Origin of the sequence: Streptomyces sp. NPDC047853 (assembly GCF_043204535.1) — a bacterium.
Lineage (GTDB): Bacteria > Actinomycetota > Actinomycetes > Streptomycetales > Streptomycetaceae > Streptomyces.
The window spans coordinates 30534-55844 of sequence record NZ_JBIDCI010000011.1 but is presented as its reverse complement, the minus strand read 5'-3'; the positions used below and the strand labels follow the sequence as shown (position 1 = coordinate 55844).

The 25311-nt window shown below is 72.8% G+C and carries 24 protein-coding genes and 2 tRNA genes; 16 read left to right on the top strand and 10 right to left on the bottom strand.

Annotated elements, in window-relative coordinates; genetic code table 11:
• The first annotated feature begins 18 nt into the window (after positions 1 to 18).
• Positions 19 to 1098: a hypothetical protein gene (locus tag ACGF5T_RS21290; RefSeq protein WP_356611842.1), complete on the top strand. Its 1080-nt coding sequence runs from the start codon at positions 19 to 21 to the stop codon at positions 1096 to 1098.
• A 211-nt stretch (positions 1099 to 1309) separates the two neighbouring features.
• On the opposite strand, the gene ACGF5T_RS21285 is transcribed toward ACGF5T_RS21290, so the two are convergent.
• Positions 1310 to 1383 (bottom strand) — tRNA-Pro (locus ACGF5T_RS21285).
• Positions 1384 to 1573: 190 nt separating this feature from the next.
• Between ACGF5T_RS21285 and ACGF5T_RS21280 the strand changes: the two genes are divergently transcribed.
• Positions 1574 to 2542, top strand: a complete 969-nt coding sequence (locus tag ACGF5T_RS21280; protein ID WP_356611844.1) for a bile acid:sodium symporter family protein — start codon at positions 1574 to 1576, stop codon at positions 2540 to 2542.
• 39 nt (positions 2543 to 2581) lie between these two features.
• Here the strand turns inward: ACGF5T_RS21280 and ACGF5T_RS21275 are convergent, their stop codons facing one another.
• On the bottom strand, positions 2582 to 3028 hold the full coding sequence (locus ACGF5T_RS21275) for a GNAT family N-acetyltransferase (RefSeq protein ID WP_356611846.1): 447 nt from the start codon (positions 3026 to 3028) through the stop codon (positions 2582 to 2584).
• Between the two features lie 230 nt (positions 3029 to 3258).
• Between ACGF5T_RS21275 and ACGF5T_RS21270 the strand changes: the two genes are divergently transcribed.
• From ACGF5T_RS21270 to ACGF5T_RS21260, 3 genes are all read left to right on the top strand, one after another.
• The gene (locus ACGF5T_RS21270; protein WP_356611848.1) at positions 3259 to 3606 is read left to right on the top strand and encodes a cupin domain-containing protein; all 348 of its coding nucleotides are present in this window, start codon (positions 3259 to 3261) and stop codon (positions 3604 to 3606) included.
• Positions 3607 to 3712: 106 nt separating this feature from the next.
• Positions 3713 to 4876, top strand: a complete 1164-nt coding sequence (locus ACGF5T_RS21265) for a Gfo/Idh/MocA family oxidoreductase (protein ID WP_356611850.1) — start codon at positions 3713 to 3715, stop codon at positions 4874 to 4876.
• A 103-nt stretch (positions 4877 to 4979) separates the two neighbouring features.
• Entirely contained in the window at positions 4980 to 5984 is a 1005-nt protein-coding gene (locus ACGF5T_RS21260) for a Gfo/Idh/MocA family oxidoreductase (protein WP_356611851.1), read from the top strand.
• 28 nt (positions 5985 to 6012) lie between these two features.
• On the opposite strand, the gene ACGF5T_RS21255 is transcribed toward ACGF5T_RS21260, so the two are convergent.
• From ACGF5T_RS21255 to ACGF5T_RS21235, 5 genes are all read right to left on the bottom strand, one after another.
• On the bottom strand, positions 6013 to 6426 hold the full coding sequence (locus tag ACGF5T_RS21255; RefSeq protein WP_356611853.1) for a VOC family protein: 414 nt from the start codon (positions 6424 to 6426) through the stop codon (positions 6013 to 6015).
• A gap of 132 nt (positions 6427 to 6558) precedes the next feature.
• The gene (locus ACGF5T_RS21250; RefSeq protein WP_356611854.1) at positions 6559 to 7461 is read right to left on the bottom strand and encodes a sugar phosphate isomerase/epimerase; all 903 of its coding nucleotides are present in this window, start codon (positions 7459 to 7461) and stop codon (positions 6559 to 6561) included.
• A 1-nt stretch (position 7462) separates the two neighbouring features.
• The gene (locus tag ACGF5T_RS21245) at positions 7463 to 8458 is read right to left on the bottom strand and encodes an ATP-binding cassette domain-containing protein (RefSeq protein WP_356611856.1); all 996 of its coding nucleotides are present in this window, start codon (positions 8456 to 8458) and stop codon (positions 7463 to 7465) included.
• A gap of 6 nt (positions 8459 to 8464) precedes the next feature.
• The gene (locus ACGF5T_RS21240) at positions 8465 to 9541 is read right to left on the bottom strand and encodes an ABC transporter permease (protein ID WP_361018132.1); all 1077 of its coding nucleotides are present in this window, start codon (positions 9539 to 9541) and stop codon (positions 8465 to 8467) included.
• The gene (locus ACGF5T_RS21235; RefSeq protein ID WP_356611859.1) at positions 9541 to 10563 is read right to left on the bottom strand and encodes a sugar ABC transporter substrate-binding protein; all 1023 of its coding nucleotides are present in this window, start codon (positions 10561 to 10563) and stop codon (positions 9541 to 9543) included. Before ACGF5T_RS21235 ends, ACGF5T_RS21240 begins: the two co-directional genes overlap by 1 nt.
• A gap of 255 nt (positions 10564 to 10818) precedes the next feature.
• Between ACGF5T_RS21235 and iolC the strand changes: the two genes are divergently transcribed.
• The 5 genes from iolC (at position 10819) to ACGF5T_RS21210 (ending at position 16396) form a co-directional block, all read left to right on the top strand.
• Positions 10819 to 11781, top strand: a complete 963-nt coding sequence (gene iolC, locus ACGF5T_RS21230; RefSeq protein ID WP_356611861.1) for a 5-dehydro-2-deoxygluconokinase — start codon at positions 10819 to 10821, stop codon at positions 11779 to 11781.
• Between the two features lie 13 nt (positions 11782 to 11794).
• The gene (locus ACGF5T_RS21225) at positions 11795 to 12682 is read left to right on the top strand and encodes a deoxyribose-phosphate aldolase (protein ID WP_356611863.1); all 888 of its coding nucleotides are present in this window, start codon (positions 11795 to 11797) and stop codon (positions 12680 to 12682) included.
• A 110-nt stretch (positions 12683 to 12792) separates the two neighbouring features.
• Positions 12793 to 13686 (top strand): 5-deoxy-glucuronate isomerase, encoded by an 894-nt coding sequence (iolB, locus tag ACGF5T_RS21220; RefSeq protein ID WP_366768145.1) that lies wholly within the window; start codon positions 12793 to 12795, stop codon positions 13684 to 13686.
• Positions 13683 to 15578 carry a 3D-(3,5/4)-trihydroxycyclohexane-1,2-dione acylhydrolase (decyclizing) gene (gene iolD, locus ACGF5T_RS21215; protein WP_356611866.1) on the top strand — a complete coding sequence of 632 codons (1896 nt, stop codon included), beginning with the start codon at positions 13683 to 13685 and terminating at the stop codon, positions 15576 to 15578. The genes iolB and iolD overlap by 4 nt, the downstream gene beginning before the upstream one ends.
• A 32-nt stretch (positions 15579 to 15610) precedes the next feature.
• Positions 15611 to 16396: a GntR family transcriptional regulator gene (locus tag ACGF5T_RS21210; RefSeq protein WP_356611868.1), complete on the top strand. Its 786-nt coding sequence runs from the start codon at positions 15611 to 15613 to the stop codon at positions 16394 to 16396.
• Positions 16397 to 16420: 24 nt separating this feature from the next.
• Here ACGF5T_RS21210 and ACGF5T_RS21205 read toward each other — a convergent pair whose 3' ends face one another.
• Positions 16421 to 16975, bottom strand: a complete 555-nt coding sequence (locus ACGF5T_RS21205) for a quercetin 2,3-dioxygenase (protein ID WP_356611869.1) — start codon at positions 16973 to 16975, stop codon at positions 16421 to 16423.
• A 165-nt stretch (positions 16976 to 17140) separates the two neighbouring features.
• Here ACGF5T_RS21205 and ACGF5T_RS21200 point away from each other — a divergent pair, with 165 nt between their 5' ends.
• On the top strand, positions 17141 to 17620 hold the full coding sequence (locus ACGF5T_RS21200) for a MarR family winged helix-turn-helix transcriptional regulator (protein ID WP_366768146.1): 480 nt from the start codon (positions 17141 to 17143) through the stop codon (positions 17618 to 17620).
• Positions 17617 to 18039, top strand: a complete 423-nt coding sequence (locus ACGF5T_RS21195; protein WP_356611873.1) for an ankyrin repeat domain-containing protein — start codon at positions 17617 to 17619, stop codon at positions 18037 to 18039. The genes ACGF5T_RS21200 and ACGF5T_RS21195 overlap by 4 nt, the downstream gene beginning before the upstream one ends.
• A gap of 82 nt (positions 18040 to 18121) precedes the next feature.
• Here the strand turns inward: ACGF5T_RS21195 and ACGF5T_RS21190 are convergent.
• Positions 18122 to 18195 (bottom strand) — tRNA-Pro (locus tag ACGF5T_RS21190).
• Between the two features lie 100 nt (positions 18196 to 18295).
• Between ACGF5T_RS21190 and ACGF5T_RS21185 the strand changes: the two genes are divergently transcribed.
• From ACGF5T_RS21185 to ACGF5T_RS21175, 3 genes are all read left to right on the top strand, one after another.
• Positions 18296 to 18835, top strand: coding sequence for a DUF309 domain-containing protein (locus ACGF5T_RS21185; protein WP_366768147.1), 540 nt, complete (start codon positions 18296 to 18298; stop codon positions 18833 to 18835).
• An 80-nt stretch (positions 18836 to 18915) separates the two neighbouring features.
• Positions 18916 to 19689 (top strand): precorrin-6A synthase (deacetylating), encoded by a 774-nt coding sequence (gene cobF, locus ACGF5T_RS21180; RefSeq protein ID WP_366768148.1) that lies wholly within the window; start codon positions 18916 to 18918, stop codon positions 19687 to 19689.
• A gap of 89 nt (positions 19690 to 19778) precedes the next feature.
• A complete protein-coding gene (locus ACGF5T_RS21175) occupies positions 19779 to 21857 on the top strand; it encodes an MDR family MFS transporter (RefSeq protein WP_356611879.1) in 2079 nt (692 codons plus the stop codon).
• 69 nt (positions 21858 to 21926) lie between these two features.
• Here the strand turns inward: ACGF5T_RS21175 and ACGF5T_RS21170 are convergent, their stop codons facing one another.
• Complete coding sequence (locus ACGF5T_RS21170; RefSeq protein ID WP_356611881.1) at positions 21927 to 22700, bottom strand: sulfite exporter TauE/SafE family protein; 774 nt, start codon at positions 22698 to 22700, stop codon at positions 21927 to 21929.
• 225 nt (positions 22701 to 22925) lie between these two features.
• Here ACGF5T_RS21170 and ACGF5T_RS21165 point away from each other — a divergent pair, with 225 nt between their 5' ends.
• Positions 22926 to 25244: an FhaA domain-containing protein gene (locus tag ACGF5T_RS21165; RefSeq protein WP_366768150.1), complete on the top strand. Its 2319-nt coding sequence runs from the start codon at positions 22926 to 22928 to the stop codon at positions 25242 to 25244.
• Positions 25245 to 25311 lie beyond the last annotated feature (67 nt).

Below are 25311 nucleotides of genomic sequence, written 5' to 3'. Positions count from 1 at the left end.
GACGGCAATCTGGGGGCCATGACCGCACGTTACTGCTCGCTCGCGCAGCAGCCGGAGCCCGCGTTCGCGCCGGGGCTGGCCGCCGAGCGCCTCTCCGCGCTCGTGGGCGGGCAGCGGATGTGGGTCAACGGGACGGTTCTGCACTACTGCTTCCTGGGCGGCGACACCGACTCCTCCGTCGTGCCCATGCCGGGCACCGGCCGACCGCGGCGGGCGTCCTGGGTGGGAACCGAGGAGCAGCGGGACGTGGTGCGCGACTGTTTCCGGGAGTGGCGCGACCTGGGCATCGGACTGGTGCTCACCGAGGTCGGCGACCGTTCGGAGGCGGAGCTGCGCATCGGCTTCCGGCCCGGCGACGGTTCCTGGTCGGCGGTGGGCAGGGACGCGCTCCGGGTGGGTCTGAACGACCGGACGATGAACTTCGGCTGGGACCTGACCGCGCCCGGGGAGCGCGCGACGGTGCTGCACCAGATCGGGCACGCGCTCGGCATGCTGCACGAGCACCAGAGCCCGTTCGCCGGCATCCTCTGGGACGACGAGGCCGTGTACGCCGAGTTGGCGGGTCCGCCGAACCACTGGAGCCGGGATCTGACGTACCACAACATTCTACGCAAGCTCGACACCGACGAGGTCAACGGCCCGGTCTGGGACCCCCAGTCGATCATGGAGTACCCGTTTCCGTCGGGGCTGATACTGGAGCCCGAGCACTACCGGTCCGGTCTGCACCCGCCGGGCACCCTCTCGGCGGCCGACAAGGAGTTCGCGCTGCGCTGGTACCCGCCGGTCAACCGGCCGGGGCCGCTGGTGCCGTTCCGCTCGGTTCCGCTGGGTCTCGGGCCGGGCGAGCAGGCCGACTTCCGCGTGGACCCGCCGGAGACCCGCGAGTACACCGTGGGCACCTTCGGTGACAGCGACGCCGTCGTCGTGATCTTCGAGGTGCGGGACGGGGAGCCCCGCTACCTCGCGGGACGGGACGACGGGGGAACACCCCGCAACGCCACGATCAGGGCCCGTCTCGTCAAGGGCCGCCGCTATGTGGTCCGGGTGCGCCTGTACTCCTCGTGGGGTGCGGGGGAGACGGCGGTCATGTGCTGGTGACCGCGCGGCTCCGCGGCGCCCGGGCACCGCGGCCACAGACCGGCGCCGGGGACGGCCGGGATGCGTCACCTTCGGGGGACGGTGTCCTCGGACACTGAACAGGGGTGACGCCCTCGGCCGACCGGGCCCGCCGCTTCGGGGGAGGCGGCGGGCCCGGTCACACGACGGAGGGCCCTCGCGAGCTGCTGCTCGCGAGGGCCCTCCGTCACCGTCGGGACGACAGGATTTGAACCTGCGACCCCTTGACCCCCAGTCAAGTGCGCTACCAAGCTGCGCCACGTCCCGGTGCGCGCCGCACGGCTGGTACATCCCCGGTTGCCCGGTTTCCGTGTGATCGCGCTGGTCAAGCCTACCTCATCCGCGCCTCGGGGCGGCGCCGCCGCGGCCTTCCGACGGTCGCTGACGCGAACCGTCCCGATGATCACATCGCGAGACGGCTTTGCGTCACGCCGCCCGCCAGGCGTTTCCTCGCACCGTGCGAACCGAACGACCCGAACACCTCAGCAACGACAGCAACGACGCCACCGGTGACCGCTCCGCGCGGCGCGCCGTGACCGTGTTCCCGATCCTCGTTCTCGCGGCCGGCGCCCTGGGCCTGCTGCTGCCCGGCGGTTTCAGCGGGTGGGGCGAGTCGGTGCCGTACCTCCTGGGCGTGGTGATGTTCTGCATGGGCATCACCATGACCCCGGAGGACTTCCGCGGGGTCGCCAGGCGTCCCTGGGCGGTGGCCCTCGGGCTGGTCGCGCACTACGTCATCATGCCGGGGCTCGGCTGGGCCGTCGCGCACCTGCTCGACCTCCCGCCGCAGCTCGCCGCCGGTGTGATCCTCGTCGGGTGCGCGCCCAGCGGCACGGCCTCCAACGTGGTGACGTACCTGGCCCGGGGCGACGTCGCCCTGTCGGTCTCCGTCGCGACCGTGTCGACGCTCGTCGCCCCACTGGTCACCCCGCCGCTGACGCTGCTGCTCGCCGGTGAGTACCTCCCGGTGGACGCCGGGTCCATGGTCACCGACATCCTCAAGACGGTGCTGCTGCCCGTCCTCGCGGGGCTGGCCGTACGGCTGCTGGCGGGCCGGTACGTGGAGCGGGCGCTGCCGGCGCTGCCGTGGCTGTCGGCGCTGACGATCTCGGTGATCGTGGCGGTGGTCGTGGCGGGCAGCGCCGATGCCATCAAGTCGGCGGCCGGGCTGGTGTTCGTCGCCGTGGTGCTGCACAACGGCCTCGGGCTGGCGCTCGGTTACGGCGCCGGCCGCATGGCCCGGCTCGGCGAACCGGCGAGCCGGGCCATGGCCTTCGAGGTCGGCATGCAGAACTCGGGCCTCGCGGCCTCCCTGGCCACCGCCCACTTCAGCCCGCTGGCGGCGCTGCCGGCCGCGGTCTTCTCCGTCTGGCACAACGTCTCCGGTGCCGTGACCGCCGCCTGGCTGTCGCGCCGCGGGCGGTGACCGTGGTCGAGCGGGACGGGCGGGGCCCGGGGACGCCGGTCAGGTCCGGGCCGGCGCGCGCACCATGAACACGTCCACCGGGGTCTCGGTCTCGACGGTGAACCCGTGCCGCTCGTACAGCCGTCGGGCCGCACTGCCCCGCAGCACGTTCAACCGGACCCGGTCGCCGCCGCGGTCGCACCGGTCGAGCAGCGAGCGCAGCACTCCGGAGCCGATGCCACTGCCCTGGAGGCCGGGGGCGAGGTAGAAGTGCTCCAGCCACCGGGCGTCCGCGGCCGGCCGCAGCGCCACGCAGCCGGCGAACGCGCCCTCGACCTCGATCACCCGGGTGTGCGTCGGGTCGAAGCCGTCCCGCAGCCGCTGTCGCACCCGCCGCTCGTCGTAGCGTCCGAGCCGCTCCAGGTCCGCCCTGAGTACGACAGCCCGCAGCTCCGCGACCGCATCGACGTCCGACTCCGCCGCCGGCCGCACCTCCCACCGCGCCATGGCCGCCACGCTACAGCGCGGCGCCGCCCACTCCGGAGGCGGTGACGGCGACCGCCTCCGCTGCCCGAGCTGCTCCGCCTGCTCTCGGTGCCCGGGCGGGCCGGGTTCGGCGTGACCGCCCCCCCCTGAGCGCCCACACGGCACGGCACGACGAAGTGTCCGCGCGTGCGGACCGACACGCCGCACTCTGTCGCCCCCGGAACACCGCGGGCCCCCTCTAGCGTCACGGCATGACCCACAGCTTCGTTGTCCACGTCCCCGACGCCGAGCTCGAACCCGAGCCCCTCTCCCCCGAACAGATCGTGTCCGGCGCCCCCGAGGTGACCGGCAAGGTGCTCTGGGAGTCGGCGGACGGCCGCCAGGTGCGCGGCGTCTGGCAGATCACCCCCGGGACCGTCACCGACACCGAGGCGGACGAGATGTTCGTCGTCCTCAGCGGTTCGGCCACCATCGAGGTCGCCGGCGGTCCGACGCTGACGGTCGGCCCGGGCGACCTGGCCGTGCTGCGGGAGGGCGACCGGACGACGTGGACGGTGCACGAGACGCTGCGCAAGGCGTACGCGATCACCCTCGGGTGAACGCGCGGCCGGGCCTGACTTTGTCCTGTCAAAAGGTTGACATGATGCCTGCGCTCCGCCCAGGGTGGGCGGGACAGAGCAGGGACCGGTCCGTAGAGGGGCTCTCATGGTGGACGCACTCGGTGTCGCCGTCGTCGGTTTCGGCTGGATGGGCCGGGTGCACACCCAGGCGTACGCCCGGGTCCGCCACCACTACCCGGACCTGGCCGTGCGCCCGGAGCTGGTGACGGTCGCCGAGGAGGTGCCGGGTCGGGCCGAGGAGGCCGCCGCGCGGTTCGGGTTCGCCTCGACCACCCGCGACTGGCGCGAGGTGGCCGCCGACCCCCGGATCGGGGCGGTCAGCATCACCGCGCCGAACTTCCTGCACCGCGAGATCGCCGTCGCGATGGCCGAGGCCGGCAAGCACCTGTGGATCGAGAAGCCGGTCGGCCTGACCGCCGACGACGCCCGGGCGGTGGCGGACGCGGTCGCCAAGGCCGGCGTCCAGGCCGCGGTCGGCTTCAACTACCGCAACGCGCCCGCCGTGGAGGCCGCCCGCGACCTGATCACGTCCGGCGCGATCGGCACCGTCACCCACGTCCGCATCCGCCTCTTCAGCGACTACGCGGCCCACCCGGAGTCCGCGCTGACCTGGCGCTACGAGCGGGAGCGCGGTGGCAGCGGGGTGCTCGGCGACCTGGCCTCGCACGGCGCCGACCTGGCCCGGTTCCTGCTCGGCGACCTCGCGTCCCTGACCGCCGACACGGCGGTCTTCGTGCCCGAGCGGGCCCGTCCGGCCACCGCGACGGCCGGTCACTCCCGCGCCGCGGGCGGTGAGCGCGGCCCGGTCGAGAACGAGGACTACGTCAGCTGCCTGCTGCGCTTCGCCTCCGGCGCCCGGGGTGTCCTGGAGGCCTGCCGGGTCTCGGTCGGCGAGCAGAACAACTACGGCTTCGAGGTGCACGGCACCACCGGGGCGGTCTTCTGGGACTTCCGCCGCATGAACGAACTGGGCGTCAGCCGCGGCACGGCGTACCAGGACCAGCCCGTCAGCACCGTGCACGTCGGCCCAGGGCACGGCGACTTCGCGGCCTTCCAGCCGGGTGCCGCGAACGCCATGGGCTACGACGACCTGAAGGTGGTCGAGGCCCACCGCTTCCTGCGCTCGATCGCCGAGGGCACCCCGTACGGCGCCACCCTGGTGGACGCCGTGCACAGCGCGGCGGCCCTGGACGCGATGGCGCGGTCGGCCGAGCGGGGCGCCTGGGTCGACGTGCGACCGCAGGGGTGAGGCCGCGACACCCGGCTGGGTGCCGCCGGTACGCCCGCCCGGTCGGCACGACATGTTCCACGCGCTCGTCGAGCGGCCCGACTCATCAAGGAGCAAGACCCGTATGCGCATCGGAATCCTCGGCCTCGGCCGCATCGGCGCCTTCCACGCCGAGACCCTCGCCGGACTCGCCGCCGTCGAGTCGCTCGTCGTCGCCGACCCCTTCGCGCACGCCGCCAAGACCGCGGCCGAGCGGTTCGGGGCCGACGTGGCGGACTCGCCCGAGGCGCTGCTGGCCGCGGGGGTCGACGGAGTGGTGATCGCGGCGGCGACCGACGCCCACCCGGGCCTGATCCTGGCCGCCGTGGAGGCAGGCCTGCCCGTCTTCTGCGAGAAGCCCGTCGCCCGCACCATGGCGGAGGGCGTCGAGGTGCTCAAGGCGGTGGCGGGCCGCGACGCGCCGGTCCAGATCGGGTACAACCGCCGCTTCGACGCCGGGTTCGTCGCCGCCCGGGCGGCCGTGCAAGGGGGTGAGCTGGGCAAGCTGCACACGGTGCGGTCGACCACGCTGGACCCGGCGCCGCCACCGGCCGGGTACATCGCCGCGTCCGGGGGCATCTTCCGCGACTGCGCGGTGCACGACTTCGACGCCATCCGCTGGGTGACCGGCCGCGAGGTGACCGAGGTCTACGCCGTCGGCGGCAACCGCGGCGCCGACTTCATCAAGGACGCCGGCGACGCCGACACCGCCGGCGCGGTCCTCACCCTGGACGACGGCACCATCGCCGTGGTGTCCAACAGCAGGCACAACGCGCGCGGTTACGACGTCCGGATGGAACTCCACGGCTTCGCGGACTCCGTCGCGGTCGGTCTGGAGGAGAAGCTGCCCCTGCGCTCGGTCGAGCCCGGCGTGACCTTCCCGGGCGGTGCCCCGCACGACTTCTTCATGGACCGCTTCGCCGCCGCCTACCGCGCCGAGCTGACCGCGTTCACCCAGGTGGTCGCCGGGTCGCGGCCCTCCCCCTGCACGATCGAGGACGCCCTGGAGGCGGGCTGGATCGCGGAGGCGTGCACCCTGTCGGTGCGGGAGCACCGTCCGGTGACGATCGCGGAGGTGCGACGGGGCTGAGCGGGGGCGGGCGCGGCGGGCCCGGGCGTCAGCTCGTCGGCTCGCCGATGTTCACCATCCAGGGGACGCCGAACCGGTCCGTGCACATACCGAAGACGTCGCCCCACATCTGCTTCTCCAGCGGCACGGTGACGGAGCCGCCCGCGGACAGCTTCTCCCAGTACCCGCGCAGCTCGGCCTCGTCGTCGCCGCTGAGGCTCACGGCGTGGGTGTTGCCCGGGCGGTGCTCCTCCCCCGGCGGCATGTCGGCGCCCATCAGGGTGAAGCCGCTCGGGGTCTGCAGCATGCCGTGCATGATGTGGTCGGCCTGCGGGCTGTCGGCCATGCCGGCCGCGCCGAACGTGTTCAGCGCCAGGGTGCCGCCGAACACCTGCTCGTAGAACTCCATCGCCTGTCGGGCGTCGCCGTCGAAGCTGAGGTAGGGATTGAGACGTGAGGTCATGACTGCCTCCCGGAACGGGACGAAGTGCCAGTCCCTGCACGCTAGCGCGCAGCACTGACAACGGCCCGCCGAGCGGCGCGCCGGCGGGACCCGCGCCCCGCCGGCCCGCTCGCCTCAGGTGCCCCGGACGTCTCAGGCGCCGCAGGAACGCAGGAACCTGCGGGTGCGCACCGCGATGGGGAGCGGCCGGTCCGGCTCGCAGGGGTACATGTCCTGCTCCACGATGGCGAACAGGTCCACGCCCAGCTTCTGGGCGGCGGTCAGCACCGGGCCCAGCTCGGGCACCCCGGCGGGCGGTTCGCACATCACCCCGCGCTGCACGGCCGGTCCGAACGGCACCCCGCCCGCCCGCACCTCGGCGAGGATCTCCGGGTCGACCTGTTTGAGGTGCAGGTAGCCGATGCGCTCGCCGTAGGTCTCGATCAGCTTGACGCTGTCGCCACCGCAGTAGGAGTAGTGGCCGGTGTCGAGGCAGAGGTTGACCAGGTCGGAGTCGGTGGAGTCCAGGAAGCGCTCGACGTGCTCCTCGGTGTCGATGTGGGTGTCGGCGTGCGGGTGGACGACGATGTCCAGGCCGTACGTCTCCCGTACCTGGTGGCCGAGGCGTTCCATGCCCCGGGTGAGGTGCGCCCACTGCTCGCCGGTCAGCTCCGGGGGCTCCAGGATCTCGGCGGTCCTGTCGTCGCGCCAGAAGGACGGGATGACGACGAGGTGCTTCGCGCCCATGGCCCGGGTGAGGGCGGCGACGCGGCCGACCTGTTCCCAGGTCGCGTCCCACGCCGAGGGGCCGCGGTGCAGGCCGCAGAAGATGGTGCCGGCGGAGACCCTGAGACCGCGCCGGGCCACCTCGTCGGTGAGCCGGGCCGGGTCGGTGGGCAGGTAGCCGTAGGGGCCCAGCTCGATCCACTCGTAACCGGCCTCGGCGACCTCGTCCAGGAACCGCTCCCAGGGCACCTGCCGGTCGTCGTCCGGGAACCAGACGCCCCAGGAGTCCGGAGCCGAGCCGACGCGGATGCGGTCCAGGGCAGCGGTCATGTCAGGCCTTCCCTTCGGCGGATGCGGTGGAGTCGGTGGCCGCGGTGGAGTCGGCGGACGCCGCGGAACGGGGGGCTGCCGCGGGTCCGGCGGCCTCGTGCGCCGCGCCGCCGGGCGCGCGTACCTCCGGCGCCGCCCCCGGCAGCGCGCCGACGTCGACACCGCCGTCCTGCGCCAGCTCGTGCTTGAGGGCGGCGAGTTCGGCGCCGCCCGCCATGTGGTGGGTGAGTTGTTCGAGGGTGATGTCGGCGCGGGCGGCGCTGAGTTCGAGGGTGCCCAGGCGCAGCACGCCGAAGTGGTCGCCGACCAGGTAGGCGTGGTGGGGGTTGTGGGTGATGAAGATGACGCCGAGGCCGCGTTCGCGGGCGGCGGCGACGTACTTGAGGACCACGCCGGACTGCTTGACGCCCAGGGCGGCGGTGGGCTCGTCGAGGATGAGGACGCGGGCGCCGAAGTGGACGGCCCGGGCGATGGCGACGCACTGGCGCTGTCCGCCGGAGAGGGTGCCGATGGGCTGTTCCAGGTCGTCGAGGACGATGCCCATGTTGCGCAGCTCCTCGTCGGCGGTCCGCTTCATGCGGGCGATGTCGAGGCGGCGGACGGGCCAGGGGCCCTTCGTCATCTCGGAGCCGAGGAAGAAGTTGCGCCACACCGGCATCAGGGGCACCGTCGCGAGGTCCTGGTAGACGGTGGCGATGCCCCGGGCGAGGGCGTCTCGGGGCGTGGCGAAACGCACCGGTTCGCCGTCGACGAGGAGCTCTCCCTCGGTGTGCTGGTGCAGCCCCGAGATGATCTTGATGAGGGTGGACTTGCCGGCCCCGTTGTCGCCGAGCACGCAGGTCACCCGGCCGGGGTGGACGGCGAGGTCGACGCCGTGCAGGGCGCGGATGTTGCCGTAGGCCTTGCCGGCGCCGCGCAGTTCGACGATCGGCCGGTCCCGCTCGGGCGGGGTGTCCGCGAGGACGGCTCCGTGGGTGCCGGTGGTCTTGCTGGTCATTTCCGATCACCTCCGGGTCGCCGCGCGGCGGACCCACAGATTGATGAGGACGGCGCCGATGAGCATCACGCCGAGGAAGGCCTTGAACCAGTCGGGGTTCCAGCCGGCGTAGACGATGCCCTGGTTCACCATGCCGAACATGAAGGCGCCGAAGACCGGGCCGACGGCGGAGCCGTAGCCGCCGGTGAGCAGGCAGCCGCCGATCACCGCCGCGGCGATGTAGATCAGTTCCTGGCCGACGCCCTCGCCGGACTGCACGGTGTTGAAGGAGAACAGCTGGTGCATGCCGACGAACCAGGCGCCGAAGCCGACCAGCATGAAGAGCGTGATCTTGGTGAACCTGACGGGAACGCCCACCGCGCGGGCGGACTCCTGGTTGCCGCCGACCGCGAAGATCCAGTTGCCGTACTTGGTGCGCAGCAGCACCCAGGTGGCCAGCGCCGCGAAGACCAGCCACCACACCACCGTGATCTTCACCTGGACGCCGCCGACGTCGAAGGAGGAGGCGAAGACCGCCTCGGCCTGGTCGAAGCCGTCCATGTCGCTGATGTCGTCGGTGGCGACGTTCCCGGTGACCAGCTTGGTGACCGCGAGGTTGACGCCCTGGAGGATCAGGAACGTGCCGAGCGTGACGAGGAAGCTCGGCAGTCCGGTCTTCATCAGCACCCAGCCGTTGAAGGCGCCGACGGCGAGGGAGACCACGAGGGCGACGATCACGCCCATCCACACGTTCATGGTCAGCTGGTAGCTGAGCATGCCCGCGGTGAGCGCCGAGGCGACCACGGCGACACCGGCCGACAGGTCGAACTCGCCGCCGATCATCAGCAGGGCCACCGGCAGCGCCATGATGCCGATGGTGGACGACTGGTACAGGACCGTCGCCATGGAGCTGCCCTCGCGGACCGAGGGGGCGGCGATCAGGAAGAAGACGAAGACGGCGACGGCGCCGAGGAAGACCCCGACCTCGGGCCGGGCGAGCAGGCGCAGCGCCATGGAGCGCTGCCGGGTCCGCCCGTCGGCCTCCTGGGGGCCGGGGGCCGGCGGTGGGGTCACCGCCGGCTCGGCCTGCTGGGCCGTGCTCATCACCGGGTGCCCTTCGAGGCGAACTCGGCGACGGCCTTCACGTTGGACTCGTCGACGAAGGCCGGGCCGGTCAGCACCGGCTGCTCGCCGCCACCGCTGTAGTTGCCGTTGTTCTTGTAGAGCCACAGGCCGTCGACGGCCAGGTAGCCCTGGAGGTAGGGCTGCTGGTCGACGGCGAACTCGATGTCGCCCTTCTCGATGGCCCCGGTCAGTTCCTTGTTGAGGTCGAAGGTGGCGACCTCGGCCTCGCTGCCGCCCTCGTCCACCGACTGCACGGCGGTCATGGCGAAGGGCGCGCCGAGGGTGACGAGGTGGTCGATGTCGCCGTCCTGCTTGAGCTTGGCGGTGATGGTCGACTTCACCGAGGGCATGTCGGTGCCGTTGACGTAGAGGTTCTCGATGGAGCCCTCGAAGGTGTTCTTCACGCCCTCGCAGCGCTGGGTCAGGCCGACGTTGCCCTGCTCGTGGATCACGCAGACGGCCTTCTTCGCGCCGTCCTCGTTCAGCCGCTTGCCGAGCGCCTCGCCGGCCACGGTCTCGTCCTGGCCGAAGAACTCCATCAGGCCGAGCTTCTTCCAGTCCGCGAGGCCCGAGTTGAGCCCCACGACGGGTATCCCCGCCTTCTCGGCCTTGCCGAGGACGCCGCGCAGGGCGTCCGGCTTGGCGAGGGTGACGGCGATGCCGTCGACCTTCTGGTCGATCGCGTTCTGCACCAGGTTGGCCTGGTTGCCCGCGTTCGGGTCGGCGGAGTAGACGAGCTTGACGTTGTCCTTGGCCGCGGCGGCCTCCGCACCCTTGCGGACGATGTCCCAGAAGGTGTCGCCCGGCGCCTGATGGGTGACCAGGGCGACGGTCATGCGCGGGGTGTTCGCCTTCCCGGCGGAGCCGCCCGAGCCGCCCTCCTCGTCGGCCTTCTTCCCTCCCGAGCTGCTGGAGCAGCCGGCGAGGGTCAGGGCCGCGGCGGCGGCGAGGGCCACGGCCGGAGCGAATCCACGGGGGCGGGCGTGCGAAGAGCGGTCCATCTTTCCTGCACCTCACTGTGCGACTGTGCGACGGGGAAGCCGTGTGCCAGACCAGGCAACGACGTCGATCGCGCTGGGACGACGTCTGTTGCGCTGGTCCCGGATACAAGCCCTTGAGACGCCCGCTGTCAATACTTTGTCAAGACATCATTTCACGAACAGGTCCGAATGTAAGTACAAACTATTGACACGGTCGCCTCGGAGTCATACACCTGGGAGGCGGCAGGCCCCCGCCCAGCCCGAGGAGCGTCGCACATGGCCGAGTCAGTCCCGCGTTTCGATCTGATCACGATGGGCCGCATCGGGGTCGATCTCTATCCCCTCCAGACGGGTGTACCCCTGGCGGAGGTGGAGAGTTTCGGGAAGTTCCTCGGCGGTTCGGCCAGCAACGTGGCGGTCGCCGCCGCCCGTCTCGGCCGTGCCGCGGCCGTCGTCACCCGCACGGGCGACGACCCCTTCGGCGCCTATCTGCACCGGGCGTTGCGGGAGTTCGGCGTCGACGACCGCTGGGTCACCCCGGTCGCCGCGTACCCCACCCCCGTCACCTTCTGCGAGATCTTCCCGCCGGACGACTTCCCGCTGTACTTCTACCGCCACCCCAAGGCCCCCGACCTGGAGATCCACCCCGAGGAGCTGGATCTCGACGCGATCCGCGCGGCCCGGGTCTTCTGGGTCACCGGCACCGGACTCAGCGAGGAACCGAGCCGCACCGCCACCCTGACCGCCCTCGCCCACCGCGCCAAGTCCAGCGCCACGGTCTTCGACCTGGACTGGCGCCCCATGTTCTGGGCCGACCCCGGCCAGGCCCGCCCGCACTACGCCGAGGCGCTGCGGCACGCGACCGTCGCGGTGGGCAACCTCGACGAGTGCGAGGTCGCCACGGGTCTGCGCGAGCCGCAGGCCTGCGCCGAGGCGCTGCTCGCGGCCGGCGTGGAGCTGGCCGTGGTCAAGCAGGGCCCGAAGGGCGTGCTCGCCGTGCACCGCGACGGCCGCCGGGCCGAGGTGGACCCCGTACCGGTCGAGGTGGTCAACGGCCTGGGCGCCGGCGACGCGTTCGGCGGCTCGCTCTGCCACGGTCTGCTCTCCGGCTGGGAGCTGGAGAGGACCGTGCGGTACGCCAACGCGGCCGGCGCCCTGGTCGCCTCCCGACTCGCCTGCTCCTCCGCGATGCCCACCGAGGCGGAGGTCGACGACCTCCTCGCGCGAGCCACCCCCTGAACGGAGCCACGTCTTGTCCCTCAGCATTCCCGACCTCACCGCGGTCAGAGCCCGGCATCCGGAGGCCATCGCGGAGGCAGCGGCCCGCCGGACACGCCGCCCGCTGATCGGCGGTTCCGGCCGCCTGATGATCGTGGCCGCCGACCACCCGGCACGCGGCGCGCTCGGTGTCGGCGACCGCGGGCTCGCCATGGCCAACCGGGCCGACCTGCTCGAACGCCTGTGCACCGCGTTGTCCCGGCCGGGCGTCGACGGGGTGCTCGCCACCGCCGACGTGCTGGAGGACCTGCTGCTGCTCGGGGTGCTGGAGAACAAGGTCGTCATGGGGTCGATGAACCGCGGTGGACTCGCGGGCGCGGCCTTCGAGATGGACGACCGCTTCACCGGCCACCGCGCCGAGGACCTCGCCCGGCTGCGCTTCGACGCGGGGAAGCTGCTGCTGCGCATCGACTACGACGACCCGGGCTCCCTGGCCACCATGGAGGCCGGCGCCCGTGCGGTCGACGCCATGGCCGAGCGGCGGCTGCCGCTCTTCGTCGAGCCGTTCATCTCCCGCCGCGTCGAGGGCCGGGTCCGCAACGACCTGTCGGCCGAGGCCGTCACCCGGTCCGTCGCCATCGCCTCGGGCCTGGGCGGGACCTCCGCCTACACCTGGCTGAAACTGCCCGTCACCCACGACCCCGACGACATGGGCGAGGTCCTGGAGACCTCCACGCTGCCCGCCGTCCTGCTGGGCGGCGACATAGGAGGCTCGCCCGCCGACCAGGCCGCCGCCTACGAACGCTGGCGCAAAGCGCTCAGGTTGCCCACCGTGCAGGGCATGGTGGTCGGCCGCTCGCTGCTCTACCCGGCCGAGGGCACCGTGGAGCAGGCGGTGGACACCGCCGTGGGACTGCTGTGACGAACCGGGACCTCGGCGGCCGAGGAGCCCGAGAGGACCGAGGAGCCCGAGAAGACCGAGGAGCCCGAGAAGACCGAGGAGCCCGAGGGAACCGAGGAGAGGACGCGGAGATGACGTACCACCTGCCGGCCGGCCGGGCCGCGAGCGCCGACTGCGCCGTGGACCTGACGCCCGAGAGGGCCGGCTGGGACCACGCCGGCCTGCGCGTGCTGCACCTGCCGCCCGGCGGCGCCCACACCTTCGACAGCGGCGACAGCGAGTGGATCGTGCTCCCCCTCAGCGGCGGCTGCACGGTCGCCACGGCCGACGACTTCGGCCAGGAGACCTTCGAACTCACCGGCCGCACCGACGTGTTCAGCGGCGTGAGCGACTTCGCCTACGTGCCGCGGGACGCCCGTACGACCGTGACCTCCACGGGCGGTGGCCGGTTCGCGCTCACCGGAGCCCGCTGCACGCGCCGTCTGCCCGCGCGGTACGGCCCGGCCTCGTCGGTGCCGGTCGAACTGCGGGGCACCGGGAACTGCTCGCGGCAGGTCAACAACTTCGGCGCGGCGGGGGTGTTCGAGTGCGACCGGCTGATCGCGGTCGAGGTGCTCACACCGGGCGGCAACTGGTCCTCCTTCCCGCCGCACAAGCACGACGAGCACCGCCCCGGCGAGGAGTCGGTGCTGGAGGAGATCTACTACTTCGAGTTCGCCGGCCACGACGGCACCCCGGGCCTCGGCTACCAGCGGGTCTCCCCGTCCGGGCGGGGGCGGGGCACGGACGTGCTGGCCGAGGTGCGCGACGGGGACGTCGTCCTCATCCCCGACGGATGGCACGGACCGTCGATGGCCGTCCCCGGTCACGACATGTACTACCTCAACGTCATGGCGGGCCCCGAGGCCGAACGTGCCTGGCTGATCTGCGACCACCCCGACCACGCCTGGATCCGCGACACCTGGCCGGACCGCCCCGTCGACCCCCGGCTCCCCCTCTACACCGCACCGGAGAGGTCCGCATGAGCGCCCCCACCCGCCGACTGACCACCGCCCAGGCCCTGGTGCGCTTCCTGGCCGCCCAGTACACCGAACGCGACGGCGTGCGGCACCGCCTGATCGCGGGCTGCTGGGGCATCTTCGGCCACGGCAACGTGGCGGGTCTGGGCGAGGCCCTCGTCGAGCACGCCACCGTGCCCGACGGGGGGACGGCTCCCGCGATGCCGTACCACCAGGGCCGCAACGAGCAGGCCATGGTGCACGCGGCCGTCGGGTACGCGCGGCACCTCGACCGCCTGTCCGCACAGGCGGTGACGACGTCGATCGGCCCGGGCGCCACCAACCTGGTCACCGGCGCCGCCCTCGCCACGATCAACCGCATCCCGGTCCTCCTCCTCCCCGGCGACTACTTCGCCTCGCACGCCGCCGACCCCCTGCTCCAGCAGCTGGAGCACCCGACCGAGGCGGACGTGTCCGTCAACGACACCCTGCGCCCCGTCTCCCGGTACTTCGACCGGATCAGCCGCCCCGAGGCCCTGATCGCCTCGGCGCTGCGGGCGATGCGGGTGCTCGCCGACCCGGCGGAGACCGGCGCGGTCACCCTGGCGCTGCCCCAGGACGTGCAGGTGGAGGCGTACGACTGGCCGGAGGAGTTCTTCGCGGACCGGGTCTGGCAGGTGCGGCGCCCGGTGCCCGACCCGGTGGAGCTGGCCGGGGCGGTGCGGGCGATCCGCGCCGCCGGTCGCCCGCTGATCGTCGCGGGCGGCGGCGTCCACCACAGCCGGGCCGAGGAGGCGCTGCGGTCACTTGTGGACGCCACCGGCATCCCGGTCGCCTCCACCCAGGCCGGCAAGGGCGCGCTGCCCCACGACCACCCGGCCGACCTGGGCGGCATCGGCCACACGGGCACCGCCGTCAGCGACGGCCTCGCCCGCACCGCCGACCTCGTGATCGGCGTCGGCACCCGCTACTCCGACTTCACCACGGCCTCGGGCACCCTCTTCCAGCGACCGGACGTGCGTTTCCTGAACCTCAACATCACGGCCTTCGACGCCCACAAGCTCGCCGCCGACACCCTGGTCTGCGACGCGCGGGCGGGGCTCACGGCGCTGGCCGGGGAACTGGCCGCGTACCGGGTCGACGCGGCGTACGAGGCCGAGTACCGGGTGGGCAAGAGCCGTTGGGACGAGACGGTCGGGTCGGCCTTCCGCGCGGACGACGACGGCGCCGTACCGACCCAGACGCAGGTGCTGGGCGCGCTGGACGCGGTGGTCGGCGACACGGACGTGGTGATCAACGCGGCCGGTTCGCTGCCGGGCGACCTGCACAAGCTGTGGCGCGCCCGGTCCCCGCGCCAGTACCACCTGGAGTACGGCTACTCGTGCATGGGCTACGAGATCCCGGCCGCGCTGGGCGTCCAGCAGGCCGCGCCCGGCACCCGCGTGTGGGCCCTGGTCGGCGACGGCACCTACCTGATGAACCCGACGGAGATCGTGACGGCGGTGCAGGAGAACCTGCCGGTCAAGCTGGTCCTGGTCCAGAACCACGGCTACGCCTCCATCGGCGGCCTCTCCGAGTCGGTGGGCGCCGAGCGCTTCGGCACCGACTACCGCCACCGCGCCGCCGACGGCACCTTCACCGGTGCCCCGCTCCCCGTCGACCTCGCCGCCAACGCGGCCAGCCTGGGCATGGAGGTGCTGCGCGCCAAGACGGTCCGCGAGCTGCGCGAGGCGCTGGCGGCGGCCCGTGCCGCGACCCGCCCGACCTGCGTCCACGTCGAGACCGATCCGACGCCGACCGCTCCCCCGGCGGAGGCCTGGTGGGACGTGCCGGTGGCCGAGGTGTCCGCCCGCGGGCCGGCCACCGACGCCCGCGCGCAGTACGAGCGGGCCGTCGCCGACCGCCGCCACCACCTCTGACCGCCCGTCACCCACTCATGGGAGGTACGTCCATGGCGAGAACCGGCGACCACGCGCGAGCCGTGACCGCCTCCGCGCTCGGCGCCCTGGACTTCACCCTGGACCGCGGCAGCCCCGTGCCCCTCTACCACCAGCTCGCCCAGCAGCTGGAGGCGGCGATAGCGCACGGCGCCCTCGCCCCGGGGAACCTCCTGGGCAACGAGGTCGACCTGTCCGTCCGCCTCGGCCTGTCCAGGCCGACCGTCCGCCAGGCCATCCAGTCCCTGGTCGACAAGGGACTCCTGGTCCGGCGGCGCGGGGTCGGCACCCAGGTGGTGCACAGCCAGGTCAGGCGGCCAATGGAGCTGAGCAGCCTCTACGACGACTTGTCGGCGGCCGGGCAGGGGCCCTCCACGCGGGTGCTGCGCAACGAGGGCGTCCCGGCCGGCCCCGACGTGGCGGCGGCCCTCGGCGTCCCGGAGGGCACCGAGGTCACCGTGGTGGAGCGGCTGCGCCTCACCCACGGCCGGCCGGTGGCCCTGCTGTGCAACCACCTGCCGGCCGCGCTGCTGGACCTGGACACCGCCCGGCTGGAGTCGACCGGCCTGTACCGGATGATGCGCGCCCGCGGCATCACCCTGCACAGCGCCCGCCAGACCGTCGGCGCCCGCACCGCCGGCCGGGAGGAGGCGGCACGTCTCGACGAGGAGGAGGGCGCCGCGCTGCTGACCATGCGGCGTACGGCGTACGACGACACCGGACGGCCGGTCGAGTACGGCACCCACCTCTACCGGGCGTCGTGCTATTCGTTCGACTTCCAGCTGCTGGTGCGCGGTTAGCCGGGCCCGTACGCCACCGCGGGTTCAGCTTCCCGTGTGCCACCGGTGGTCGGGCAGGAAGGTCACGTCGTACTGCCGCGGCACGGCGGCGAACCGGTGCGGTTCGGGTACGAACGGGCGCTGTGGGAGGCCGAGTTCGTCGGTGGCGGTGCCGAGGGTCTCGAAGAACCGCTCGAAGGTGCCGCCGGGACCGGCCGCGACACCGACGATCTGGCTGTGGTGGCGCTCGATGCGGTAGGCGTGCGGGCAGTTCTTCGGTACGAAGCCGAAGTCGCCGGCGGTGAGCAGCCGCTCCTCCTGCTCGCCCCGCAGGTCCTCCACGAACAGGCGGACCGCGCCCTGCGTGACGAAGAAGACCTCGTAGGTCTCGGGGTGCGAGTGGGCCGGGATGATGTCGCCCTTGGGGCCCTCGCAGGTGAAGAAGTTGAAGGTGTTCTCGGTCTGCGGGCCGCCCGCGTAGACGGTGACGAGGTCACCGAAGAGGTGGGCGCGGTCGCCCATGCCCTTGTCGATGAAGTACGGCGTGCCCGGTTCGGCGGGAATGAGGGAGGGGGAGCGCCTGGCGAATTCGATGGTCATGGAAGCCTCCGGCTCGACGCGGCACAGGACGGAAGCGTCAGGCAACCTGACGCCGCAACGTCAGGCTACCTGACGACCAAGAGGCCGATCGGCCCCCCGCAGGAAAAAGGTCGAGGGCTCCGCGCGGCCGCGCCGTATGCTCGGGGCCGAGACGTCCGAGGAGCCATGACGCGAGCCGAGCGAGCCGAGCAACCCGACGCACCCGAGGAAGCGGTGCGGAACCTGCCCCTGCTGCTGGCCGGAGCCAGGCGCTGGTTCGACGACGCCCTGACGGCGAGCATGCGGGCGGCGGGCGAGCAGCCGCTGAGCAGCGCCCAGGGTCAGGTCTTCGCCCTCCTGGACGCGCAGGGCACCACGGTCGCCGAACTGGCCCGGCGTCTCGGCGTCACCCGCCAGACCGCCCACCAGGCCGTACACGGACTGCTCGCGCTGGGGCTGCTCGAACAGGTCCCCGACCCGACTTCCGCACGCAACCGTCTGATCCGCATCACCGCGGAGGGGGCCCGCGTCCACCGGCGCGCGCAGGCGACCCTCGCCGTCGTCGAGGAGGTCCTGGCCGACCGCATCGGCTCCCGGGAGGCCTCCGCGCTGCGCGCCGCCCTCACCCTGCCCCGCGGCGAGCCGCCGGTCGTGGTGGCCCCGTGACCAGGCGACGTCGCAAGAAGCTGTCCCGGCGGCTCGTCGTCGCCGCACTGGTCGGCGACCTCGCGGGGGTGCGAGCGGCGCTGCGGGCCGGGGCTCCGGCCGAGACGACGGACACCGCGGGCTCCACTCCGCTGTACCTGGCCTCCGTGAACGGCACCGCCGACATCGTCCGCGTGCTGCTGGCGGCGGGCGCCTTCCCCGACACGGAGAGCGGGATCGGCTCGGAGGGCACGCCCCTGTGCGGGGCGGCCGCCTGGGGACACACCGAAGCCGTGCGCGCGCTCCTCGAAGGAGGCGCCGACCCCGATCTCCGGGAGGACCACGGCACCGGCCTCGCGCCGCTCGACTGGGCGTCGAGAGGGCCGTACCCGGAGACGGTCGACCTGCTCGTGGCCGCCGGGGCTCACCCCAGTCGGTGAACGGCGGGGCACCGGCCCCGAAACAGCTGAGAGGCCGTCCCAGATTCCTCTGGAACAGCCTCTCACCAGCGACTCTCTCGAGTCGGGACGACAGGATTTGAACCTGCGACCCCTTGACCCCCAGTCAAGTGCGCTACCAAGCTGCGCCACGTCCCGGTGTGCTCACGCACGGCGAACCGCGCGATCACGCGGACTGCACTTTACCCCACACTCCGGGGCACGCCTAAGCGGGCTGGACCGGGGGACAATCGGACCCATGAACAGTCCTGCCGACAGCTCCATGGACAGCACGGCCCCGGACCGGCCCGTGGGCGCCCGGGACCGCGACGACGAGGGCCGCGCGCGCAACGCGAGGCCGCGGGACGGGCTGGGACGCCCGCTGCCGTACGGCGCGGACGGCGTCCCCCGCCAGCCCGAGGGGGTGGTACGGGCGCCCGAGGAGACGGTGGCGCAGGCACAGCGGCTGCTGGACGAGGGGAAGCCGTTCCACGCGCACGAGGTCTTCGAGGACGCCTGGAAGTCGGGGCCCAAGGCGGAGCGGGAGCTGTGGCGGGGGCTGGCCCAGCTGGCCGTCGGCCTCACGCACGCGGCCCGCGGCAATGCCACCGGCGGGGCCAGGCTGCTGCGCCGCGGGGCCGGGGCGGTGACGGACTGGTCGGCCTCGGCGTCCGGGCAGCGGCGGCCGTACGGGATCGACCTGGGCGAAGTCGCCGACTGGGCCCGGCGGCTGGCGGGGGACGTGGAGGGCGGCGTCGCCGTGGACGCGGGGGCGCGGGCGCCCCGGCTGCGGGGCTGAGAGGGCGGCCGGGCGCAAGCGGCACAGGACCGGGCCCGGGCGGCCGGAGCGTCGCGGCCGGCGTACGGCAGACTCGTGGCGTGCGGACCATTCACGTGATCGGTATCGGTGCGGGCGACCCCGACCAGCTGACCCTTCAGGCGGTCAGGGCGCTGCGGGCCACGGACGTCTTCTTCGTCCTGGACAAGGGCGAGGTGAAGGCCGACCTGGTGCGGGCGCGCCGGGACATGCTGGAGACGCACCTGGCGCGGGGGACGTACCGGATCGTCGAGGCACGCGACCCCGAGCGGGACCGGGAGGCGGGCGGCGCGGCGTACTCCCCGGCCGTCGGGGACTGGCGCGGCGCCCGGGCCGACGTCTACGCGCGGCTGATCGCCGAGGAGTTGGGCGAGGACGAGAGCGGCGCGTTCCTGGTCTGGGGCGACCCCGCGCTGTACGACAGCACGCTGGGCATCCTGGAGGAGATCCTGGAGCGCGGTGAGGTCGCCTTCGAGTACGACGTCGTGCCGGGCATCAGCAGCGTCTCCGCACTCGTCGCCCGGCACCGGACCGGGCTGAACCGGGTGGCGCGGCCGGTGCAGATCACCACCGGGCGGCGACTCGCGGAGGGCTTCCCGGAGGGCGTGGACGACGTGGTGGTGATGCTCGACGCCCACCAGGCCTTCCGGCGGTACGCGGACCAGGACATCGACCTCTACTGGGGCGCCTATCTGGGCACCCCGGACGAGATCCTGGCCTCCGGTCCGATCGCCGAGGCCGGGCCCCGCATCGAGCGGTTGCGGGCCGAGGCCCGGGAGCGCAAGGGCTGGATCATGGACACGTACCTGCTGCGCCGCAACCCGGGCGACGGCTAGCCGGGGGGGGGCCGGTCCCCGGTGGAGCCGCGCACCCGGGCGGACCGCCCCCGCATGCGTGGCCGCTGCACCGGTGTGATCGTGACCGTGTGACAGTCGCCGAGGGAACGCCACCGACCGCCACCGCCCAGCCGCCCGTGCTGGACCGGCGCCGCCGCAACGTCGTCTTCGTCACGATCATGCTGGGCATGCTGCTCGCGGCCCTGGACCAGACGATCGTCGGCACCGCGCTGCCGACGATCGTGTCGGACCTGGGCGGCGGCGAGCACATGTCGTGGGTGGTGACCTCGTACCTGCTCGCGGAGACCGTGGCGACGGTACTGGTCGGCAAGTTCGGCGACATGTTCGGCCGCAAGGTCGTCTTCCAGGTCTCGGCGGTCGTGTTCATCACGGGCTCGTTCCTGTGCGGGCTGGCCACGAGCATGCCGCTGCTCATCCTCTGGCGCGCGATGCAGGGCGTCGGCGCGGGCGGGCTCATGGTGACGTCGATGGCGCTGATCGCGGACGTCATCCCGCTGCGGGAGCGCGGCAAGTACCAGGGCGCCATCGGCGCGGTGTTCGGCGTGGCCACGGTGGTCGGCCCGCTGCTGGGCGGGCTCTTCACCGACCACCTCTCCTGGCGCTGGGCCTTCTACGTGAACGTGCCCATCGCGATCGTCGTCGTCATCGCCGCCGCCCGCACCATCCCGGTCGTGAAGTCGGCCGCCCGGCCCGTCATCGACTACCTGGGCATCGCGCTGGTGGCGGTCGGCGCGAGCGCGCTGATCCTGGCGACCAGCTGGGGCGGCAACGAGTACGGGTGGGGCTCGGTCGTGATCATCGGCCTGTTCGCGGGGGGTCTGCTCGCGCTGGGGCTGTTCTGCTGGGCGGAGACCCGGGCGGCCGAGCCGATGCTGCCGATGCGGCTGTTCGGCAATCCGGTGTTCCGCGTCTGCTCGATCCTCAGCTTCATCGTGGGTTTCGCGATGCTCGGCGCGCTGACGTACCTGCCGACCTACCTCCAGTACGTCGACGGCGACTCGGCCACCGTCTCGGGCGTGCGGACGCTGCCGATGGTGGCCGGGCTGCTGATCGCGTCGGTCTTCAGCGGGAGCGTGGTCAGCAGGACCGGGCGGTACCGGCTGTTCCCGATCGCGGGCACCCTGGTGATGGGCGTCGGTCTGTACCTGATGTCGCTGATGGGGCCGTCCACGGGCGCCTGGCTGGAGTCGCTGTTCATGTTCGTGCTGGGCACGGGCATCGGCCTGTCCATGCAGGTGCTGACCATCGCCGTGCAGAACACCGTCGACTACTCCGACCTCGGCACCGCGACCTCCGGCGTCACCTTCTTCCGCACGCTGGGCAGTTCCTTCGGCACCGCCGTCTTCGGCACGATCTACGCCAACGCGCTCGGTCCCAACCTGCGCGACGGCGTGTCGGAGGCGGCGCGGACCGGGGCCGCGGATCCGACCGTGATCAGCGGGGCGGCGAGCAGTCCGGAAGGCGTGCACCGGCTGCCGTCGGAGGCCTCGGCGCCGATCGTCGGCGCGTACGCGGACACCATCCAGACCGTGTTCCTGTGGACGGTCCCGGTCGCGGCCCTCGGTCTCCTCGTCGCCCTGTTCCTCAAGCAGGTCCAGTTGCGCGACAGTGCCCGCGCGGGCTCCACCGACCTGGGCGAGGGCTTCGCCTCACCGCACGACGCCAGCAGCAGGCGGGCGCTGGAGGCCGCCGTGGGGAAGATCATCGGCCGTACGGAGCTGGACACCGCCCGCCGGATCGTGGCCGGCAGCGACACCCGGCTGGACGTCGCCGGCGCCTGGGCCGTCATGCAGGTCGAGCTGTTCACTCGGCTGGTCGGGCATGCGAGCCTCGGTCTGATCGCGGCCCGTCGCCGGATGCCGCCGGAGGTGCTGCTGCCGGTCTTCGACCGCATGGTCGAGGAGGGTTTCCTGACCCGTCACGGCTCGCTCCTGTCCCACACCGACGCGGGCGCCCGCGAGGCCCTGGTGATCGGCCGGGCCTGGTCGGCCTGGCTGGAGGACCGGGTGGAGCAGGACATCGGCCGTCCCTCGGACGCGGAGCTGCGGGTGGCGCTCGACGCGATCGCCAAGCGCCTGCTGGTCGAGGACCTCGGCAACGGCTTCCCCGAGCGGGTGCGGCAGGCGGTCGGCGCCGGGGCCCGCTGACGCGGCGGCGCCCGACCCACCGGCGCGCCGGGACGGTGTCCTCCGGCGCTCACCCGCCACGCCGACGGGTCAGCCCAGCAGCAGTTGGAGGCCGCCCAGCACGGTCGCCGCGATCACCAGGCGCTCGAACAGGACCTGGTCGATCCTGCCCACGGCCCAGGTGCCGAGGAAGGCGCCGGGCACCACGAACACCAGGAGCGCGGCGTCGAGCAGCAGCGAGCGGCCGTCGATCAGGCCGAGGCCGGCGCTGAAGGGCAGTTTGGCGACATTGACGATCAGGAAGAAGATCGCCGACGTTCCCAGGAAGCCGAGCTTCCTGAAGCCCGCGGAGAGCAGGTACATCGACATCACCGGCCCGCCCGCGTTGGCCACCATGGTGGTGAAGCCGCCCAGGACGCCGTAGGCGCGGGCTTTGGTCCGGCCGGCCCTGGAGGTGACCTCGCCCGGTTGCCCGGCCTGGTCCGCCCGCCGTCGGCGCCACACCGTCACGGCGGCCATCAGCAGGAGGATGGCGCCGATGGACGTCCGCACGATCGCGTCGTTCGCCCACACGAGGAAGACGGTGCCGACGACCACGCCGGCCCCGACCGCCGGGAACAGCCGCCACAGCGTGGGCCAGTGCGCGTGCCGCCGGTAGGTGAGGACCGCCAGGAGGTCGCCCGCGATCAGGACCGGCAGCAGGATGCCGGTCGAGGCGCGGGCGGGCAGGACCATCGCGAAGATCGCGAGGCTGACGGTGTTCGCCCCGCTCACGGCGGTCTTGGAGAAGCCGACGAGCAGCGCGGCGAAGGCGAGCGCGGCGAACTCCCAGCCGGTCAGGTTCCACAGTGTCATCGTGTTCATGGCGATGATCGATGCTATGCGCACCTGGCCGGTGCCTGGCCCCGGCCCTCGCGGAGGACCCGATCGGGGCGTCCGGAACCGGTGGGACACAGGACGGTGCGACCGATCCGGTGAAATGCGGCGACACACCGAGGCCGGTTACCCAGCGTGGCTATATACGTATTATCTGCCACTCCTTCGCCCCTTCTGAGTGCATTGCGGCAGATCGTCACACCGGAGGCCGCAGTGAGAACGTTCACCAGGATCGAGCAGCGTTTCGAGTCTCTGATCAACGGCACTTTCGCCAAGGTTTTCCAGTCCGCGGTCCAGCCCATGGAGTTCATCGGCGCGCTTCGACGCGAATGCGACGTCAACGCCAGGATCTGGAACCGGGACTCCACCATCGCGCCCAACGGCTTCATCGTGGAGCTCAGTCCGGGTGACCACGAACTGTACGGCGCGTGCCTCGTCATGATCGGTGAGGACCTGGTCCAGAGACTGCGCGAGTACGCCGAGCAACAGAACTACACGTTCGTGGGCCCGTTGAAGGTGCAGTTGCAGCGGTCGGAGAGCCTGAGGGCCGGCCGGTTCCGCGTGCGCAGCCGCCTCGAGGTGCCACCGGACGTCCAGTACGCCGTGCGGGCCGGCCGGCTCCACGGTGCGGCGTACGCGATGCCGGTCGGGCCCAGCGCCGACGAGGCCGCGGCCGTGCCCGCGGGGGCGCTCGTCCGGCGGGGGGACAAGCAGGTCCTGACGGCGGCGCAGTTCATATCCATGGGGCTGACGTTCGCCGAGGACGGCACGCTCGTCCGCGCCGACCCGCCGATCGCCCTGACCACGCCGCCCGGGCCGTCGCGGCTCGTCCGCCCCGCGGTGGACGACGCGACCCCGGCCGCCCTGTGCCGCGGGGAGCACGAGCCGCTCGCCCTTCCCGCGGGACCGGTCGGGCCTCCCGTGCTCACCTCCCGGGGACACCGGACGCACCGGTTCGGGCGCGGTCCCGGCCGCCCGCTGACCGTCGGCTCGCCCGAACCGCCGGTCGGGGACCTGGCCTCGGCCCGCTCCCCGCTCACTCCCGTTCCGGCCGGCGGTCTGCGCCGCGCCGAGGCCCCAGGCATGTGGGCCGGTGGCCGCACCGGGCCGCCGGCCGGCCGGCACGATCCTCGGCGCGTCACCGACCCGGTGCCCGTCGGCTTCACCGTCTTCTCGAAAGGACTCATCGTGACCACCGATCGCGACATCTCCGTCGACCACTCTCCGCCGCCCGGGGCGCAGACGGCGCCGACGGACCCGGCCGCGCACCGGCCGGCCCCCGGTCCGTACGCCGCCGACGGTTCCCGGGGAGCCGGGCCGGCCGAGCCCGGTCCCGGCGCCCCGGTGGCCCACCAGGCCGTGCCGCACCACGGTGCGACGGAGTACCACCCCTCGGCGCCCGTCATGCCCGGGCCCGCCGTGCAGCCCCTGTCCAACCCCGATGCGCGGCGGGCACACCTGCCGCAGGGCGCCTCCGCGGCGCCGCCGCACCTGCGTCCGCCGACACCCCACAACCCCGCGCTCTGGCCGCCCGCGGACTCCGGCCGTATCGGTCACAGCGCCTCGGTCGAGCTCTCCTCCGAGCGCCTGCTGCGCGGCCGGTCGGGCGAGCGTCGAGGGCTCAGCCGGCTGAAGATCTTCGGCAGGTCCGCGGAGCGGGAGCGCGAGCAGAAGCTGGCCGTCCTCCGCACTCCGGTGATGAAATGCCACAGGATCGCCGTCATCAGCCTCAAGGGTGGTGTGGGCAAGACGACCACCACGACCGCCCTCGGCGCCATGCTCGCCACCGAGCGCCAGGACCGGGTGGTCGCCATCGACGCGAACCCGGACGCGGGCACCCTCAGCCGCCGGGTACGCCGGGAGACCGATGCCACGATCCGCGACCTGGTGGCCGAGATCCCGGCCATCGACAACTACATGGCCCTCCGGCGGTTCACCTCCCAGTCCCCGAGCGGCCTGGAGATCCTCGCCAACGAGGCCGACCCCACCCTGTCCACCGCGTTCGACGACGAGGACTACCGCCAGGTGGTCGGCTGCCTCGGGCAGCACTACCCGATCATCCTGACCGACTCGGGAACGGGCCTGCTGCACAGCGCGATGCGCGCCGTCCTGGACCACGCCGACCAGCTGATCGTGGTCGCCACACCGACCGTGGACGGCGCCACCAGCGCCAGCACCACCCTGGACTGGCTCAACGCCCACCACTACGAGGACCTGATGCAGCGGAGCATCACGGTGATCTCCGAGGCCCGCAACAAGAGCAAGAGGGTCAAGGTGAACGACGTCCTGGACCACTTCCGGGCCCGCTGCCGGGGCGTGGTCATGGTCCCGTTCGACGAGCACCTCGCCACGGGCGCGGAGGTCGACCTGGAGCGGCTGAAGCCGCGCACCCGTGAGGCCTACTTCGACCTGGCGACGCTGGTGGCCGCCGACTTCCCCCGCAGCCAGCCCGAGGCCGTGGGCTGGGGCGCCACCTACCCGCACTCGGGATACAACGCGGCCAGCATGTTCGCCGCTCCCGCGTGGGGCTGACCCGCCGCGCGCCACGGAGCACCCCGCCCCGCCCCGGCCCTCCGACGGGTCCGGGGCGGGGCGGCCC

Bases quoted from the DNA above. Each gene is read 5' to 3' on its own strand.
- ACGF5T_RS21170 (WP_356611881.1), bottom strand. From the start codon at position 22,700: ATGAACACGATGACACTGTGGAACCTGACCGGCTGGGAGTTCGCCGCG.
- iolB (WP_366768145.1), top strand. From the start codon at position 12,793: ATGACGTACCACCTGCCGGCCGGCCGGGCCGCGAGCGCCGACTGCGCC.
- ACGF5T_RS21255 (WP_356611853.1), bottom strand. From the start codon at position 6,426: ATGACCTCACGTCTCAATCCCTACCTCAGCTTCGACGGCGACGCCCGA.
- ACGF5T_RS21290 (WP_356611842.1), top strand. From the start codon at position 19: ATGACCGCACGTTACTGCTCGCTCGCGCAGCAGCCGGAGCCCGCGTTC.
- ACGF5T_RS21240 (WP_361018132.1), bottom strand. From the start codon at position 9,541: ATGAGCACGGCCCAGCAGGCCGAGCCGGCGGTGACCCCACCGCCGGCC.
- ACGF5T_RS21275 (WP_356611846.1), bottom strand. From the start codon at position 3,028: ATGGCGCGGTGGGAGGTGCGGCCGGCGGCGGAGTCGGACGTCGATGCG.
- iolC (WP_356611861.1), top strand. From the start codon at position 10,819: ATGGCCGAGTCAGTCCCGCGTTTCGATCTGATCACGATGGGCCGCATC.
- ACGF5T_RS21185 (WP_366768147.1), top strand. From the start codon at position 18,296: ATGAACAGTCCTGCCGACAGCTCCATGGACAGCACGGCCCCGGACCGG.
- ACGF5T_RS21260 (WP_356611851.1), top strand. From the start codon at position 4,980: ATGCGCATCGGAATCCTCGGCCTCGGCCGCATCGGCGCCTTCCACGCC.
- ACGF5T_RS21210 (WP_356611868.1), top strand. From the start codon at position 15,611: ATGGCGAGAACCGGCGACCACGCGCGAGCCGTGACCGCCTCCGCGCTC.
- ACGF5T_RS21265 (WP_356611850.1), top strand. From the start codon at position 3,713: ATGGTGGACGCACTCGGTGTCGCCGTCGTCGGTTTCGGCTGGATGGGC.
- ACGF5T_RS21250 (WP_356611854.1), bottom strand. From the start codon at position 7,461: ATGACCGCTGCCCTGGACCGCATCCGCGTCGGCTCGGCTCCGGACTCC.
- ACGF5T_RS21235 (WP_356611859.1), bottom strand. From the start codon at position 10,563: ATGGACCGCTCTTCGCACGCCCGCCCCCGTGGATTCGCTCCGGCCGTG.
- ACGF5T_RS21200 (WP_366768146.1), top strand. From the start codon at position 17,141: ATGACGCGAGCCGAGCGAGCCGAGCAACCCGACGCACCCGAGGAAGCG.
- iolD (WP_356611866.1), top strand. From the start codon at position 13,683: ATGAGCGCCCCCACCCGCCGACTGACCACCGCCCAGGCCCTGGTGCGC.
- ACGF5T_RS21245 (WP_356611856.1), bottom strand. From the start codon at position 8,458: ATGACCAGCAAGACCACCGGCACCCACGGAGCCGTCCTCGCGGACACC.
- ACGF5T_RS21205 (WP_356611869.1), bottom strand. From the start codon at position 16,975: ATGACCATCGAATTCGCCAGGCGCTCCCCCTCCCTCATTCCCGCCGAA.
- ACGF5T_RS21270 (WP_356611848.1), top strand. From the start codon at position 3,259: ATGACCCACAGCTTCGTTGTCCACGTCCCCGACGCCGAGCTCGAACCC.